Annotated in this window: 14 protein-coding genes; all 14 read left to right on the forward strand. The window is 72.8% G+C overall.

Features of this window, described 5'->3' with window-relative positions:
• The first annotated feature begins 356 nt into the window (after positions 1–356).
• The 14 genes from ABD345_RS11130 (at position 357) to ABD345_RS11190 (ending at position 15719) form a co-directional block, all read left to right on the forward strand.
• Positions 357–968 (forward strand): TIGR02234 family membrane protein, encoded by a 612-nt coding sequence (locus ABD345_RS11130; protein WP_344551821.1) that lies wholly within the window; start codon positions 357–359, stop codon positions 966–968.
• A 313-nt stretch (positions 969–1281) separates the two neighbouring features.
• Positions 1282–1530 carry an HGxxPAAW family protein gene (locus ABD345_RS11135; RefSeq protein ID WP_344551822.1) on the forward strand — a complete coding sequence of 83 codons (249 nt, stop codon included), beginning with the start codon at positions 1282–1284 and terminating at the stop codon, positions 1528–1530.
• Positions 1531–1662: 132 nt separating this feature from the next.
• Positions 1663–2115, forward strand: coding sequence for a DUF2752 domain-containing protein (locus ABD345_RS11140; RefSeq protein WP_344551823.1), 453 nt, complete (start codon positions 1663–1665; stop codon positions 2113–2115).
• 152 nt (positions 2116–2267) lie between these two features.
• Positions 2268–3080 carry an indole-3-glycerol phosphate synthase TrpC gene (gene trpC / locus ABD345_RS11145; RefSeq protein WP_344551824.1) on the forward strand — a complete coding sequence of 271 codons (813 nt, stop codon included), beginning with the start codon at positions 2268–2270 and terminating at the stop codon, positions 3078–3080.
• A gap of 9 nt (positions 3081–3089) precedes the next feature.
• On the forward strand, positions 3090–3239 hold the full coding sequence (trpM, locus tag ABD345_RS40275; protein WP_198544994.1) for a tryptophan biosynthesis modulator TrpM: 150 nt from the start codon (positions 3090–3092) through the stop codon (positions 3237–3239).
• Positions 3240–3291: 52 nt separating this feature from the next.
• Positions 3292–4524, forward strand: coding sequence for a tryptophan synthase subunit beta (trpB, locus tag ABD345_RS11150; RefSeq protein WP_344551941.1), 1233 nt, complete (start codon positions 3292–3294; stop codon positions 4522–4524).
• A gap of 1 nt (position 4525) precedes the next feature.
• Positions 4526–5335, forward strand: coding sequence for a tryptophan synthase subunit alpha (gene trpA / locus ABD345_RS11155; RefSeq protein WP_344551825.1), 810 nt, complete (start codon positions 4526–4528; stop codon positions 5333–5335).
• Between the two features lie 193 nt (positions 5336–5528).
• Positions 5529–5699 carry a hypothetical protein gene (locus tag ABD345_RS11160; protein ID WP_344551826.1) on the forward strand — a complete coding sequence of 57 codons (171 nt, stop codon included), beginning with the start codon at positions 5529–5531 and terminating at the stop codon, positions 5697–5699.
• Positions 5700–5828: 129 nt separating this feature from the next.
• Positions 5829–6341, forward strand: a complete 513-nt coding sequence (locus ABD345_RS11165; protein WP_344551827.1) for a MauE/DoxX family redox-associated membrane protein — start codon at positions 5829–5831, stop codon at positions 6339–6341.
• A gap of 52 nt (positions 6342–6393) precedes the next feature.
• A complete protein-coding gene (locus tag ABD345_RS11170) occupies positions 6394–7251 on the forward strand; it encodes a DsbA family protein (protein ID WP_344551828.1) in 858 nt (285 codons plus the stop codon).
• A gap of 78 nt (positions 7252–7329) precedes the next feature.
• Positions 7330–8292 (forward strand): prolipoprotein diacylglyceryl transferase, encoded by a 963-nt coding sequence (lgt, locus tag ABD345_RS11175; protein WP_344551829.1) that lies wholly within the window; start codon positions 7330–7332, stop codon positions 8290–8292.
• Between the two features lie 187 nt (positions 8293–8479).
• Positions 8480–9220: a VIT1/CCC1 transporter family protein gene (locus ABD345_RS11180; protein ID WP_344551830.1), complete on the forward strand. Its 741-nt coding sequence runs from the start codon at positions 8480–8482 to the stop codon at positions 9218–9220.
• 465 nt (positions 9221–9685) lie between these two features.
• On the forward strand, positions 9686–14266 hold the full coding sequence (gene gltB / locus ABD345_RS11185; protein ID WP_344551942.1) for a glutamate synthase large subunit: 4581 nt from the start codon (positions 9686–9688) through the stop codon (positions 14264–14266).
• The gene (locus tag ABD345_RS11190) at positions 14259–15719 is read left to right on the forward strand and encodes a glutamate synthase subunit beta (RefSeq protein WP_344551831.1); all 1461 of its coding nucleotides are present in this window, start codon (positions 14259–14261) and stop codon (positions 15717–15719) included. Before gltB ends, ABD345_RS11190 begins: the two co-directional genes overlap by 8 nt.
• The last annotated feature ends 199 nt before the right edge of the window (positions 15720–15918 follow it).

Raw genomic sequence — 15918 nt, forward strand, 5'->3', positions numbered from 1 at the left:
GGGTGGGGCGGCGGAGATTTCGGCTGCGCGGGGCGGGGACGGGTGTCTGCCCGTTGGGCTCGGCTCGGTTGCGCCGGTGGGTGGGTGGGGATGAGGTTTTCGGCTGCGCTGGGCGGGGGCGGATATTCGCCCGTTGGGCCTGACCCGGCTGCGCCGGTGGGTAGGTGGGTGGGGTGGGGATTTCGGCTGCGTCGGCCGGGGTCTGCCCGCTGGGCCTGGCCCGGTTGCGCCGGTGGGTGGGCAGTGGGCCGGGCTTCGGCTGCGCCGGGCGGGGGGTGGGGGCTTGCTGCCGTTGGGCGGGGCGGCTCCGGCGGGGCGGCCATCAGGGCGGGGGTGAGGTCGGGGACACTGGGGGGGTGAGTGAGACGTCTGCTTCCCCCGCCGGTGCTTCCCCCGCCGCGAAGTCCCGCGGCACGTTGGGCCTGATGCTGCTGCTGACCGCGGTCGGTGCCGCGCTGGTGCTGACGGCGGTGGGGCGGACCTGGGCGGAGGGGGTGGCGCTCGGGATGGGCGGCGGCCGGGTCCCGGTGAGTGCGAGCGGGAGCAAGCTGACCGCGCTGCCGACCGGGATGGCGCTGGTGGCGATGGCGGCGGCCGTCGCGGTGTTCGCGGTGCGCGGCCGGACGCGGGTGCTGGTGGGCGTGCTGACGGTACTGGCGGGGGTGGGGGCGGTCGTCGGGGCGGTGATCGGGTACACCGATACCGCGGGCCTGCACGCCGTCGCGGCGGGGCAGCTCGCGCTGAGCAGCGGTCGGGCCGAGCAGATCACCCGGACCGCCTGGCCGTGGGTGGCGCTGGTGGGCGGGGTGCTGCTGGTGGCGGCGGGGGCGTTGACGGCGCGGTTCGGCAGCGGCTGGCCGGCCATGGGCTCGCGGTACGAGGCGCCGACCCGGAAGGCCCCGGTGCGCGCGGACAGCCCGTCCGACCTGTGGAAGGCGCTGGACCGGGGCGAGGACCCGACCGGCTGAGGCCGTCGTCCGGGGCTGTCGAGCGGTTGGCCGGCCATGGTGTCGCGGGCTGGTGGCCTTCTTCCGGTGGGCTCTTTCCCGGGCGTGGCGGCGCCGTTCGGGCTTCGGCCTCCGCTCCTTCCTCCGGCCGCCGGTCGGGGGCGGCGCCCGCTGCTCCGGCCCGCTGTTCGGCGGGGGGTCGAGTGTGCGCGGCACCACGTCCGCCCCGGCTTGGGGCTGTCGTGTTCGGCCCGGCACAATGGAGGGGTCAACCCGTCGAGCGCCGCCCAGGACCGCCCGACCGGGACCCGGAGAAACAAGGAGCACCAACAAGATGGCTGCAGCAGCGCACGGCCACACCCCCGCCGCGTGGACCGGCGTGGTCATTGCTTTCGTCGGCTTCTGCGTGTCGGGTGTCGCGATGATCATTCCGAACGTCGTGCTGGTCATCGCGGGCCTCGCCGTGGTCCTGATCGGCGGCGTGGTCGGCAAGGCCATGTCGATGGCGGGCATGGGCAAGCAGCCCAGCAAGAACTTCGCCCCGGCCACCACCGAGGAGCGCAGCGCGGTCGCCGCGGGCTGACCCCGGCGCGGAGCGGACCGAGCGGAACCGGACGGCGGGCCCCTGCGGCCCGCCGTCCGGCGTTCCCGGGGGCGGGCGGTCCGGCGTTTCGGTGCGGGCGGGCACCCGTGCGGCGGGGGCACAATCGTCCCCGTGAACGCTCCTGCCGCCCCCGGTTCCGCCGCGTCCGGTCCCGTCACCAGAGCGGGGCGGCTGCTGCGTCCGCTGGCCGCGCTGGCCGCGGTGGCGCTGCCCACCGCCTTCGTCGGGGTGGTGGACCCGAACGCGCCGGGGCACTACCCGGTGTGTCCGGTGCTGCGGGCGACCGGCTGGTGGTGCCCGGGGTGCGGCGGGTTGCGCTGCGTGCACGCGCTGACCAGGGGGGACGTGCTGACGGCGGCGCACGACAACCTGGTGGTGGTGCTGCTGGTGCTCGGGCTGGCGGTGCTGTGGGCGGGCTGGGTGGTGCGGGCGGTGCGCGGCCGGCCGGGGTGGCGGCCGCGCTGGACGGCCCGGCGGGCGGGGGCGCTGGTGGTGGTGCTGCTGCTGTTCGCGGTGCTGCGGAACCTGCCGATCGGTGCGGGGCTGGCCCCGCCGGGGGTGTGAGCGGGGCGCACGAGGCGTCCACCGGGGGGTCCGCCGTTCGAGACGCGCGCCGGGGGATGCGGAGTGCGCCCCCCGCGCCCGATACCATCGAAGAGCCGGGGCTGCGCTCGACGCCCCCGGCCTCACCACCGAAACACGATGGGGGCGCACGCGTGACTGTGCTCGACGAGATCATCGACGGGGTCCGGCAGGACCTCGCCGAGCGACAGGCCCGGGTCTCCCTGGACGAGCTCAAGGAGCTCGCCGCCAAGGCGCCCGAGGCGAAGGACGGCGTGGCCGCGCTGCGCGGCGACGGCGTCCGGGTGATCTGCGAGGTCAAGCGCTCCAGCCCGTCCAAGGGCGCGCTGGCGGCGATCGCCGACCCGGCCGCGCTGGCGGTCGACTACGCGGCCGGCGGCGCCGCCGCGATCAGCGTGCTCACCGAGCAGCGCCGCTTCGGCGGCTCGCTGGCCGACCTGGACGCGGTGCGCGCGGCGGTTCCCACCCCGGTCCTGCGCAAGGACTTCATCGTCACCGCCTACCAGCTGTGGGAGGCCCGGGCGCACGGGGCCGACCTGGCGCTGCTGATCGTCGCCGCGCTGGAGCAGCCGGCCCTGGTCTCGCTGATCGAGCGGGCCGAGTCGATCGGGCTGACCCCGCTGGTCGAGGTGCACGACGAGGAGGAGATCGCCCGCGCGGTGGACGCCGGCGCGCGGATCATCGGCGTCAACGCCCGCAACCTGAAGACCCTCGAGGTCGACCGGAACACCTTCGGCAACGTGGCGGACGCCATCCCGGCGCACATCGTCAAGGTCGCCGAGTCGGGCGTGCGCGGGCCGCACGACCTGATCACCTACGCCAACCAGGGCGCCGACGCGGTGCTGGTCGGCGAGTCCCTGGTCACCGGCCGGGACCCGAAGGCCGCGGTCGCCGACCTGGTCGCGGCCGGCGCCCACCCGGCGCTGCGCAACAACGGGCGGGGCTGAGTCTCCGCCGTGTCGATCGCCACCCGTCTCGCCCCCGGCTGCCGCCCGCGCGGCTGCCGCGCGCCCGCGCGCCGGGCGCTGGGGCGGCGGGTGCGCTACGTGATCGGCTGCGAGCCCGGACAGGTCCCCGGACGCCGATGGCGCGGTACCCGCGGCTGACCACCCGCCGCGCGTTCCACGTCCACGCCGTCAATCCTTCATCCGAGGACGGATCATGTCCGAGCACTACCTTCCGGGCGCCCAGGTGCCCGACGCCCGCGGTTACTTCGGCGCCTACGGCGGCCGCTTCATCCCGGAGGCGCTGGTCGCCGCCGTGGAGCAGGTCGCCGAGGAGTACGAGAAGGCCAAGAACGACCCGGCGTTCGCCGCCGAGCTGGACGTCCTGCTCAAGGACTACACCGGCCGGCCGAGCCCGCTGACCGACGTCCACCGGTTCTCCGCGGAGGCCGGCGGGGCGCGGGTCCTGCTCAAGCGCGAGGACCTCAACCACACCGGCTCGCACAAGATCAACAACGTGCTGGGCCAGGCGCTGCTGACCCGCCGGATGGGCAAGACCCGGATCATCGCCGAGACCGGCGCCGGCCAGCACGGCGTGGCCACCGCCACCGCCTGCGCGCTGTTCGGCTTCGACTGCACCATCTACATGGGCGAGGTCGACACCCGGCGCCAGGCGCTGAACGTGGCCCGGATGCGGATGCTGGGCGCCGAGGTGATCCCGGTGACCTCCGGCAGCCGCACCCTGAAGGACGCCATCAACGAGGCGTTCCGCGACTGGGTCGCCAACGTGGACTCCACCCACTACCTGTTCGGCACGGTGGCCGGCCCGCACCCGTTCCCGATGATGGTGCGCGACTTCCACCGGGTGATCGGCGTCGAGGCCCGCCAGCAGGTGCTGGACCGCACCGGGAAGCTCCCGGACGCGGTGGTGGCCTGCGTCGGCGGCGGCTCCAACGCGATGGGCATCTTCCACGAGTTCATCCCGGACGCGGGCGTCCGCCTGATCGGCTGCGAGGCGGCCGGCGAGGGCGCCGAGACCCCCAAGCACGCGGCCACCCTGACCAAGGGCGACCCGGGCGTGCTGCACGGCTCGCGCACCTACGTGCTGCAGGACGAGGACGGCCAGACCATCGAGTCGCACTCGATCTCGGCCGGCCTGGACTACCCGGGCGTCGGCCCGGAGCACGCCTGGCTGAAGGACAGCGGACGGGCCGAGTACCGCCCGGTGACCGACGCGCAGGCGATGGAGGCGCTGCGGCTGCTGTCCCGCACCGAGGGCATCATCCCGGCGATCGAGTCCGCGCACGCCCTGGCCGGCGCGCTCGAACTCGGCCGCGAGCTCGGCCCGGAGGCGACGATCCTGGTCTCGCTCTCCGGCCGCGGCGACAAGGACATGCACACCGCTGCCGAGTACTTCGGCCTCTACGACGCCGAGGGGACCAACTGACATGGCCGACACCAAGCTCACCACCGCCCTGGCGGCCGCGAAGGCCGAGGGCCGGGCGGCCCTGATCGGCTACCTGCCGGCCGGCTTCCCGACCGTGGACGGCGGCATCGCCGCGATCAACGCCCTGATCGAGGGCGGCTGCGACGCGGTCGAGGTCGGCCTGCCGCACTCCGACCCGGTGCTGGACGGCGCGGTCATCCAGACCGCCGACGACATCGCGCTGCGCGGCGGCGTGAAGATCAAGGACGTGCTGCGCACCGTCGCCGAGGTCGCGGCGGCCCACCCGGCCGTCCCGGTCCTGGTGATGACGTACTGGAACCCGGTGGACCGCTACGGCACCGCCCGGTTCGCCGCCGACCTGGCCGCGGCCGGGGGAGCGGGCTGCATCCTGCCGGACCTGCCGGTGGAGGAGTCCGAGGAGTGGCGCAAGGCGGCGGCCGAGCACGGTCTGGACACCGTGTTCGTGGTCGCCCCGTCCTCCAGGGACCACCGGCTGGCCGAGGTCACCGCGGCCGGCTCCGGCTTCGTGTACGCGGCGGCCGTGATGGGCGTGACCGGCACCCGGGCGGCCGTCGGCAACCTGGCCGAGGACCTGGTGGCCCGCACCCGCGCCACCACCGAGCTGCCGGTCTGCGTCGGCCTGGGCGTCTCCAACGCCGACCAGGCCGCCGAGGTCGCGGCCTTCGCGGACGGCGTGATCGTCGGCTCGGCGTTCGTCCAGCGGCTGCTGGACGCCCCGGAGCCGGCGGACGGCACGGCCGCGGTCCGCGCGCTCGCGGGCGAGCTGGCGCGGGGCGTCCGCCGCAAGTAGCACCGCAGTAGCACCGCACGCCGCCGAGGGCCGCCCGGGGAGCAACCGCCGCTCCCCGGGCGGCCCTTCGCGTCGCGGCCCCTTCGCGTCGCGGCCCTACTCCGCGAGGGTGAAAAACCGGTGGGGGCGGGTACTCCCGTCCCGGCCGGGGCCGTTGAACCCTCCGGTGGTTCGTCGGCGAAAGGGCATCCGGATGGCACGGGTTCACCGGGCGGTGCTGCTGCGGGCGCTGGCGGCCGGGCTGGCGCTGGCCGCCGCGCTGGCCGGGAGCGGCGGCGTGGAACGGGAGTTGGCCCGCCGGGGGGCGGAGCGGGCGGTGCTGTGCCAGCAGCCGGAGGCGGGCTGCGACGTGCCGGGACGATGATCCGGAAAATCGGACGTATGACCGTTTAGTGTCACTCATACGGCTTAATTCGCCAATGTGGAGGAACCGCCCGGCATCCCCTACGGTTCATCAGGCAGGAAACGGTGGAGCGCGTCCGAGGGGGAACTGATGGCCAGTCAGCAGGCTGACCGGGGCCGGGTCGGCGGACTGCGCCGGGCGGTGGACGGCGCGGCGGCCGAGTGGTTCGGGCTGGCGGTGCGACTGGGCCTGGCGGTGGTGTGGGGCTGGGCGGGCCTGGCGAAGGTCTCCGACCCGGCGGAGGCGGCGCAGGCGGTGCGGGCGTACGAGATCCTGCCCGAGTCGCTGGTGAAACCGGTCGGCTGGGGGCTGCCGTTCCTCGAACTGGCGCTGGCCCTGCTGCTGGTGCTCGGCCTCGGCACCAGGATCGTCGCGGTCGTCTCGGCCGTGCTGCTGCTGGTGTTCATCGCCGGCATCTCCTCCGCGTGGGCGCGCGGCATCTCGATCGACTGCGGCTGCTTCGGCGGCGGCGGCGCGGTGGACGAGTCGCAGACCAAGTACCTGCAGGAGATCCTGCGCGACACCGGGTTCCTGCTGCTGTCGGCGTGGCTGGTCTACCGGCCCCGGACCAGGCTCTCGCTGGACGCCTGGCTGGCCGCCTGAGCCGTCCGCCGACCCCGACGACCCCAACCCACTGGACTGGCAAGAGCACCCCATGAGCGAGAAGAACCGAGAAGGCAAGCGCAACGCCCGGGACAAGATGCGGGAGAGCCGGGCCGCCGAGGAGGCCAAGGCGCGGCGGACCAGGAAGCTGGCGGTCGGCGGCGTGGTGGTCGCGGTGATCGCGGCCGCCGTGGTGGTCGGCGTGGTGGTGCAGAACCAGCGCTCCAAGCCGGAGACCCCCACCGCCGCCCCGGCGGGCACCGTCGGCGACAAGAACCTGGTGATCCCGGTCGGCGCCGCCAACGCCCCGTCCACGCTGACGGTCTACGAGGACCCGCGCTGCCCGGCCTGCGGCAGCTTCGAGCGGAGCTTCTCGCCGACCATCGACCAGCTGGAGGACGCCGGCAAGATCGTCGTCCACTACCACATCGTCTCGTTCATCGACCGCTCGCTGGGCGGCAGCGGCTCCAAGTACGGTGCCAACGCGCTGGGTTGCGCGCAGGACGCGGGGCACTTCCGCGACTACCACGACGTGCTGTACCGCAACCAGCCGGAGGAGACCGAGGACTCCTTCGGCAGCAAGCAGACCCTGATCGACCTGGCCAAGCAGGTCCCCGGCCTGGACACCCCGGAGTTCCGGTCCTGCGTCAACGACAACAAGTTCGGCGGCTGGGTCTCCGCGGTGCAGCAGGACTTCGACAAGTCCAGCTTCAAGTCGACCCCGACGGTGCTGCTGAACGGCGAGGCGGTCTACCCGAAGAAGGGCGACGAGCAGATCAGCCCGGAGAACCTGGTGAAGTGGGTGGACGCGGCCAACCAGGGCAAGGAGCTCGGCACCGCCGGCTCGAACGGGCAGAGCCCGGCGCCCACCTCGACCGCCGGCGAGTCCAACAACCCGCCCTCGCCCTGACCGGTCGGTCGCGTGACGCTACCGTGACCCGCTCCGGTGCGGGTGGGGCCGGTGGGACACGGTAGCGTCGACAGTGCCATGGATCTCGCATACATTCCGAGCCCGTCGCGGGGCGTCCTCAACCTGGGGCCCATCCCGCTGCGCGCCTACGCCTTTTGCATCATCATCGGTGTCGTCGTGGCCGTGTGGCTCGGCAGCAAGCGGTGGGTCGCCCGCGGCGGCGGCCGCCACACGGTCGGCGACATCGCGGTCTGGGCGGTGCCGTTCGGCCTGGTCGGCGGTCGGCTCTACCACGTCATCACCGACAACCAGCTGTACTTCGGCGAGGGCAAGCACCCGGTCGACGCGCTGAAGATCTGGGAGGGCGGCCTCGGCATCTGGGGCGCCATCGCCCTCGGCGCGGTCGGCGCCTGGATCGGCGCCCGCCGCCGGGGCGTCCCGCTGCCCGCCTACGCCGACGCGATCGCCCCCGGCATCGTGCTCGCCCAGGCCTGCGGCCGCTGGGGCAACTGGTTCAACCAGGAGCTGTACGGCCGGCCGACCACCCTGCCCTGGGGCCTGAAGATCGACAAGACGCTGGCCGACGGCACCGTCGTCCAGGGCGTCTACCACCCGACCTTCCTGTACGAGTCGATCTGGTGCGTGCTGGTCGCGGTCCTGGTGATCTGGGCCGACCGGCGCTTCACCCTCGGCCACGGCCGGGCCTTCTGGCTGTACGTGGCGGCCTACACCTTCGGCCGGTTCTGGACCGAGTGGCTGCGGATCGACGAGGCGCACCGCTTCTTCGGCCTGCGCCTGAACGACTGGACCGCGATCCTGGTCTTCCTCGGCGCGATCGTCGCCTTCGTGCTCTCCGCCAAGCTCCGCCCGGGCCGCGAGGACCCGGACGAGATCGACCCGCAGGCCACCGAGGAGCGCGCCGCGGCGGCCGCCGCGGCCGCCGAGACGGAGCAGCCGCAGGACGGCGCGCCGGCCGCGGAGGCCACCGGCGCCGCGGCGGAGGACGCCGGGAAGCCCGGGAAGTCCGGCACCTCCTCCTGAGCGCAGCCGCTCGACCCCGTCGGGGCCGCCACCGCCGAGACCGGCGGAGGCGGCCCCAACTGCCTTTGGGCAGGCTTACTTTGCTGGAAAGCGGCAGGTCAAAACGGGTACGTTCGGGGGGCACCGGCAAGCCCGGCCGGAGCGCGGCCAGGGGGGTTCCGCCGTGCCCGGAAGGGGAGCCGCCCGCATGAGCACCATCACCGCCGAACCGCAGACCGACGGCCCGCAGCCCCGGATACCCGACGCCGACCACCACCGGGACGTCAACGGAGGCTGGCTGCGCCCGGCCGTGTTCGGTGCGATGGACGGCCTGGTGTCGAACTTCGCGCTGATGACCGGCGTGGTCGGCGGCGCCGCCGCGCCGAGCACCGTGGTGCTGACCGGCCTGGCCGGCCTGGCGGCGGGCGCGTTCTCGATGGCGGCCGGCGAGTACACCTCGGTGGCCTCCCAGCGCGAGCTGGTGGAGGCCGAGCTGGAGGCCGAGCGGATCGAGCTGCGCCGCAATCCGCAGGGCGAGCTGGCCGAGCTGGCCCAGCTGTACGTGGCCCGCGGCGTCGACCCGGAGCTGGCCCACGAGGTGGCCCGGCAGCTGTCCGCCGACCCGGACACCACGCTGGCCGTGCACGCCCGCGAGGAGCTGGGCGTCGACCCGGAGGACCTGCCCTCGCCGCTGGTGGCCGCGCTCTCCTCGTTCGGCTGCTTCGCGCTCGGCGCGCTGCTGCCGGTGCTGCCCTACCTGCTGGGTGCGACCACGCTGTGGCCTGCCGCGCTGCTGGCGGTGCTCGGCCTGTTCGGCTGCGGCGCGGTGGTGGCCCGGGTGACGGCCCGCAGCTGGTGGTTCTCCGGCCTGCGGCAGCTGGTGCTGGGCGGCGCCGCCGCGGGCGTCACCTACCTGCTGGGCCGGCTGATCGGCGGGGCGGTCGGCTGACCTGCGGACTCGTCCGCCGACCGGCCGCCACCCGGACAGCCTTGTACGAAAATCCAGACCTCTGTATAGTTATGCCATGGAACGCGTGATGTTCCGCACATGGGCCTGAGCCTGCGCCTTGCCCTAGTCTCGACACACGGCTGTCGACCCCCGGAATCAAAAGCGGGGGCGGCGTCGACTTCGAAGAATCCCAGGTGGGACTCCTGTGACAGGTGTGCCGGGGGCGTTTCGCCCCTGTTTCGCGCTGTTCGGCCCAGGGCACACTGGAGGGAACGCGCGACGCTGCGCCTACCCTCGATCCGCCCTCTGACCTGGGGTTCAGTCCGCGATGTGGACGCAGGAATCCACTTCCCGGGGCGAGCGGCATCATGTAACCTGCACCGACAAATCGCATCAGGGCCAACGTCGTCCCTTTGCATGAAGCAACTGTTTACGACGACGGGAGAGCCGATGCTGTCTGCATCCATGCACTCCGGCCACGAGGACGCCAAGGCCGCCGGCCCCTACGCCCTCGTTCCGGACGCGCGTCCCCAGGCCCAGGGTCTCTACGACCCGCGCAACGAGCACGACGCGTGCGGTGTCGGCTTCGTGGCCACGCTGACCGGCATCGCCGACCACAAGATCGTCGAGCAGGCGCTGACCGTCCTGCGCAACCTGGAGCACCGCGGCGCCACCGGCGCCGAGCCGGACTCCGGTGACGGCGCGGGCATCCTGACCCAGATCCCGGACGCGTTCCTGCGCGCCAACACCGACTTCGAGCTGCCGGCCGTCGGCTCCTACGCGGTCGGCATCGCCTTCCTCCCGGACAGCGACGAGGAGGCCGCCGCCGCGGCCACCCGGATCGAGGTCATCGCGGCCGAGGAGGGCCTGACCGTCCTCGGCTGGCGCGACGTCCCGGTCACCCCCGACCTGCTGGGCGCCACCGCCCGCTCCGTCATGCCGCGCTTCCGCCAGCTCTTCGTGACGCACGGCGAGCGCACCGGCATCGCGCTGGACCGGCTCTCCTTCGTGCTGCGCAAGCGCGCCGAGCGCGAGGCCGGGGTGTACTTCCCCTCGCTCTCCGCCCGCACCCTGGTCTACAAGGGCATGCTGACCACCGGCCAGCTGGAGCCCTTCTTCCCCGACCTGTCGGACCGGCTCTACGCCTCCGCGATCGGCCTGGTGCACTCCCGCTTCTCCACCAACACCTTCCCGAGCTGGCCGCTCGCCCACCCGTACCGCTTCGTCGCGCACAACGGCGAGATCAACACGGTCAAGGGCAACCGGAACTGGATGACCGCCCGGGAGTCCCAGCTCGCCACCGACCTGATCCCCGGCGACCTGGACCGGATCTTCCCGATCTGCACCCCGGACCACTCCGACTCGGCGTCCTTCGACGAGGTCCTGGAGCTGCTCCACCTCGGCGGCCGCTCGCTGCCGCACTCGGTGCTGATGATGATCCCGGAGGCGTGGGAGAACCACGCCACCATGGACCCGGCCCGCCGCGCGTTCTACCAGTACCACTCCAACCTGATGGAGCCCTGGGACGGCCCGGCCTGCGTCACCTTCACCGACGGCACCCAGATCGGCGCGGTCCTGGACCGCAACGGCCTGCGCCCGGCCCGGTACTGGATCACCGAGGACGGCCTGGTCGTGCTCTCCTCCGAGGTCGGCGTGCTCGACATCGACCAGGAGAAGGTCGCCAAGAAGGGCCGCCTGCAGCCCGGCCGGATGTTCCTGATCGACACCGCCGAGCACCGCATCGTCGAGGACGAGGAGATCAAGTCCGCCCTCGCCGCCGAGCACCCCTACGAGGAGTGGGTCGCCGCCGGGCAGATCCAGCTCGCCAAGCTCCCCGAGCGCGAGCACATCGCCCACACCCACGCCTCCGTCACCCGCCGCCAGCAGACCTTCGGGTACACCGAGGAGGAGCTGCGGGTCATCCTCGCGCCGATGGCCAAGACCGGCGGCGAGGCGCTCGGCTCGATGGGCACCGACTCGCCGATCGCCGCGCTCAGCGAGAAGCCGCGCCTGCTGTTCGACTACTTCACCCAGCTGTTCGCCCAGGTCACCAACCCGCCGCTGGACGCGATCCGCGAAGAGCTGGTCACCTCGCTGCACAGCAACCTCGGCCCCGAGGGCAACCTGCTGGACGCCAGCCCGGCGCACTGCCGCTCGGTCGGCATCACCTTCCCGGTGATCGACAACGACGAGCTGGCCAAGCTCGTCCACGTCAACGCCGACGGCGACCAGCCCGGCCTGAAGGCCGTCACCCTGTCCGGCCTGTACAAGGTCGCGGCCGGCGGCCAGGGCCTGGCGGCCCGGCTCGCCGAGATCGCCGCCGAGGCCGACGCCGCGATCGCCGACGGCGCCCGCATCGTCGTCCTCTCCGACCGGCACTCGGACGCCGAGCACGCGCCGATCCCGTCGCTGCTGCTCACCTCGGCGATCCACCACCACCTGATCCGCACCAAGCAGCGCACCCAGGTGTCGCTGCTGGTCGAGGCCGGCGACGTCCGCGAGGTGCACCACGTCGCGCTGCTGGTCGGCTACGGCGCCGGCGCGGTCAACCCGTACCTGGCGATGGAGTCCGTCGAGGACCTCGTCGCCCAGGGCGTCTTCGTGCAGGGCATCGAGCCCGAGAAGGCGATCCGGAACCTGATCTACGCGCTCGGCAAGGGCGTCCTGAAGGTGATGTCCAAGATGGGCATCTCCACCGTCGCCTCCTACCGCGGCGCGCAGGTCTTCGAGGCCATCGGCCTCGCCCAGGAGCTGGTGGACGCCTACTTCGCGGGCACCACCACCAAGCTCGGCGGCATCGGCCTGGACGAGATCGCCAAGGAGACCGCCGCCCGCCACGCCAAGGCGTACCCGGCCTCCGGCATCTCCGCCGCGCACCGCGCGCTGGAGATCGGCGGCGAGTACCAGTGGCGCCGCGAGGGCGAGCCGCACCTGTTCGACCCGGAGACGGTCTTCCGCCTCCAGCACTCGACCCGCACCAAGCGCTACGACGTCTTCAAGCAGTACACGGACCGGGTCAACGCCCAGTCCGAGCGCCTGATGACGCTGCGCGGCCTGTTCCAGCTGGACGGCCTCGGCCGGGCCCCGATCTCCGTCGACGAGGTCGAGCCGGTCTCCGAGATCGTCAAGCGGTTCTCCACCGGCGCGATGTCCTACGGCTCCATCTCGATGGAGGCGCACGAGACCCTCGCGATCGCGATGAACCAGCTCGGCGGCAAGTCCAACACCGGCGAGGGCGGCGAGGACCCGGAGCGCCTGTACGACCCGGCCCGCCGCTCGGCGATCAAGCAGGTCGCCTCCGGCCGGTTCGGCGTCACCTCCGAGTACCTGGTCAACGCCGACGACATCCAGATCAAGATGGCCCAGGGCGCCAAGCCCGGCGAGGGCGGCCAGCTGCCCGGCCACAAGGTCTACCCGTGGGTGGCCAGGACCCGGCACTCGACCCCGGGCGTCGGCCTGATCTCCCCGCCGCCGCACCACGACATCTACTCCATCGAGGACCTGGCTCAGCTGATCCACGACCTCAAGAACGCCAACCCCGACGCCCGCGTCCACGTGAAGCTGGTCTCCGAGGTCGGCGTCGGCACGGTCGCGGCCGGCGTGTCCAAGGCGCACGCGGACGTGGTGCTGATCTCCGGCCACGACGGCGGCACCGGCGCCTCCCCGCTCACCTCGCTCAAGCACGCGGGCGGCCCCTGGGAGCTCGGCCTCGCCGAGACCCAGCAGACCCTGCTGCTCAACGGCCTGCGCGACCGCATCGTCGTGCAGACCGACGGCCAGCTCAAGACCGGCCGCGACGTCGTCATCGCCGCCCTGCTGGGCGCCGAGGAGTTCGGCTTCGCGACCGCCCCGCTGGTGGTCTCCGGCTGCATCATGATGCGGGTCTGCCACCTGGACACCTGCCCGGTCGGCGTCGCCACCCAGAACCCGGTGCTGCGCGACCGGTTCTCCGGCAAGCCCGAGTTCGTGGTCAACTTCTTCGAGTTCATCGCCGAGGAGGTCCGCGAGATCCTCGCCGAGCTCGGCTTCCGCTCGATCGAGGAGGCCGTCGGCCACGCCGAGCACATCAACGCCCAGGCCGCCATCGACCACTGGAAGGCCGCCGGGCTCGACCTGGCCCCGCTGTTCCACGTCCCGGCGCTGCCCGAGGGCGCGGCCCTGCACAACACCACGGGCCAGGACCACGCGCTCGACAAGGCGCTCGACAACCAGCTCATCGAGCTGGCCGAGGACGCCCTGGAGCGCGGCGAGGCCGTCCGGATCCAGCTGCCGATCCGCAACGTCAACCGCACCGTCGGCACCATGCTCGGCCACCGGGTCACCAAGAAGTACCGCGGCGAGGGCCTGCCCGAGGGCACCATCGACGTCACCTTCACCGGCTCGGCCGGCCAGTCCTTCGGCGCCTTCGTCCCCAAGGGCGTGACGCTGCGCCTGGAGGGCGACGCCAACGACTACGTCGGCAAGGGCCTGTCCGGCGGCGTGCTCGTGGTCCGTCCCGCCCGGGACGCCGCCGCGATCGGCGCCGACGCGCAGAACCACGTCATCGCCGGCAACACCATCGGCTACGGCGCCACCGCCGGCCGCATCCACCTGCGCGGCAAGGCCGGCGAGCGCTTCGCGGTCCGCAACTCCGGCGCTACCCTGGTGGTCGAGGGCGTGGGCGACCACGGCCTGGAGTACATGACCGGCGGCCGGGTGGTCATCCTCGGCGAGACCGGCCGCAACCTGGCGGCGGGCATGTCCGGCGGCATCGCCTACGTGCTCGACCTTCGCCCGGCCAACGTCAACAGCGGCATGGTGGGCATCGAGGCCCCCAGCGCCGCCGACCGGGAATGGCTGCGCGACACCGTCCAGCAGCACTACGAGGAGACCGGCTCCACCGTCGCCGCCGAGCTCCTGGCCGACTGGGGCAGCGGGGTCTCCCGCTTCTCCAAGATCATGCCCACCGACTACAAGGCTGTGCTCGCCGCCAAGGACGCCGCTGAGCGCGATGGCCTCTCCGAGGTGGAGACCACTCGCAAGATGATGGAGGCGGCAAATGGCTGACCCCAAGGGCTTCCTGACCACGCCCAAGCAGCTGGCGGAGCGCCGTCCGGTGGACGTCCGGCTCCGTGACTGGAACGAGGTCTACGTCGAGCGCAGCCTCCTTCCGATCATCACCAAGCAGGCCGGCCGCTGCATGGACTGCGGCATCCCGTTCTGCCACAACGGCTGCCCGCTCGGGAACCTGATCCCCGAGTGGAACGACCTCGCCTACCGGGACGACTGGACCGGCGCGATCGAGCGGCTGCACGCCACCAACAACTTCCCGGAGTTCACCGGCCGCCTGTGCCCGGCTCCGTGCGAGTCGGCGTGCGTCCTGGGCATCAACCAGGACGCGGTGACCATCAAGAACGTCGAGGTCACCATCATCGACAAGGCCTGGGACCGCGGCGGGGTCACCCCGCAGGTGCCCGAGCGCCTGTCCGGCAAGACCGTCGCCGTGATCGGCTCCGGCCCGGCCGGCCTGGCCGCCGCCCAGCAGCTCACCCGGGCCGGCCACACCGTGGTGGTGTACGAGCGCGCCGACCGCATCGGCGGCCTGCTGCGCTACGGCATCCCCGAGTTCAAGATGGAGAAGCGCCACATCAACCGCCGCATCGAGCAGATGCGCGCGGAGGGCACCCGCTTCCGCACCGGCGTCGAGGCCGGCGTCGACATCAGCGGCCAGGACCTGCGCTCGCGCTTCGACGCCGTCGTCATCGCGGCCGGCGCCACCACCGCCCGCGACCTGCCCGTCCCGGGCCGGGAGCTGAACGGCGTCCACCAGGCGATGGAGTACCTGCCGCTGGCCAACAAGGTCCAGGAGGGCGACTACGTCGACTCCCCGATCTCGGCCAAGGGCAAGCACGTGGTCGTCATCGGCGGCGGCGACACCGGCGCGGACTGCGTCGGCACCGCGCACCGCCAGGGCGCCCTCTCGGTCACCCAGCTGGAGATCATGCCGCGGCCGTCCGAGGACCGCCCGGCCAACCAGCCCTGGCCGACCATGCCGATGACCTACAAGGTCACCTCGGCCCACGAGGAGGGCGGCGAGCGGATCTACTCCGTCTCCACCACCCACTTCGCCGGCGACGAGGACGGCAACGTCCAGGAACTGCACCTGGTCGAGGTCGAGTTCAAGAACGGCAAGTTCGAGCCCGTGCCCGGCAGCGAGAAGGTCATCCCGGCCCAGCTGGTCACCCTCGCGATGGGCTTCACCGGCACCGACGTCAAGAACGGCCTCGTCGAGCAGCTCGGCGTCGACCTCGACGCCCGCGGCAACGTCGGCCGGGACGGCAAGTTCGGCACCAACGTCGACGGGGTGTACGTTTGCGGTGACGCCGGTCGCGGCCAGTCGCTGATCGTCTGGGCGATCGCGGAAGGCCGTTCGGCCGCCTCGGCGGTCGACGCCTACCTGGGCGGCAAGACCCCGCTCCCCGCCCCGATCAAGCCGACCGACCGCTCGCTGGTGGTCTGACCGACCACCGCCCCGAGAACGCCCACGCCCCCCGCGAGGGGGGCAAGGCCGACAAACACCGACCCGCCAGAGCCGCCGGGACCCGGTCATCACGACGCCTGCCCACTCCCCGACCAGGTAAGGGCAGGCGTCGTTGTCTGTTTTCCGAAGGACCCTCAGGGGCTCGGGGAACGGCGAGTCCGTGCTGCTGGTGGCCGGA

The sequence above is a fragment of the Kitasatospora saccharophila genome, from assembly GCF_039529925.1.
Classification (GTDB): domain Bacteria; phylum Actinomycetota; class Actinomycetes; order Streptomycetales; family Streptomycetaceae; genus Kitasatospora; species Kitasatospora saccharophila.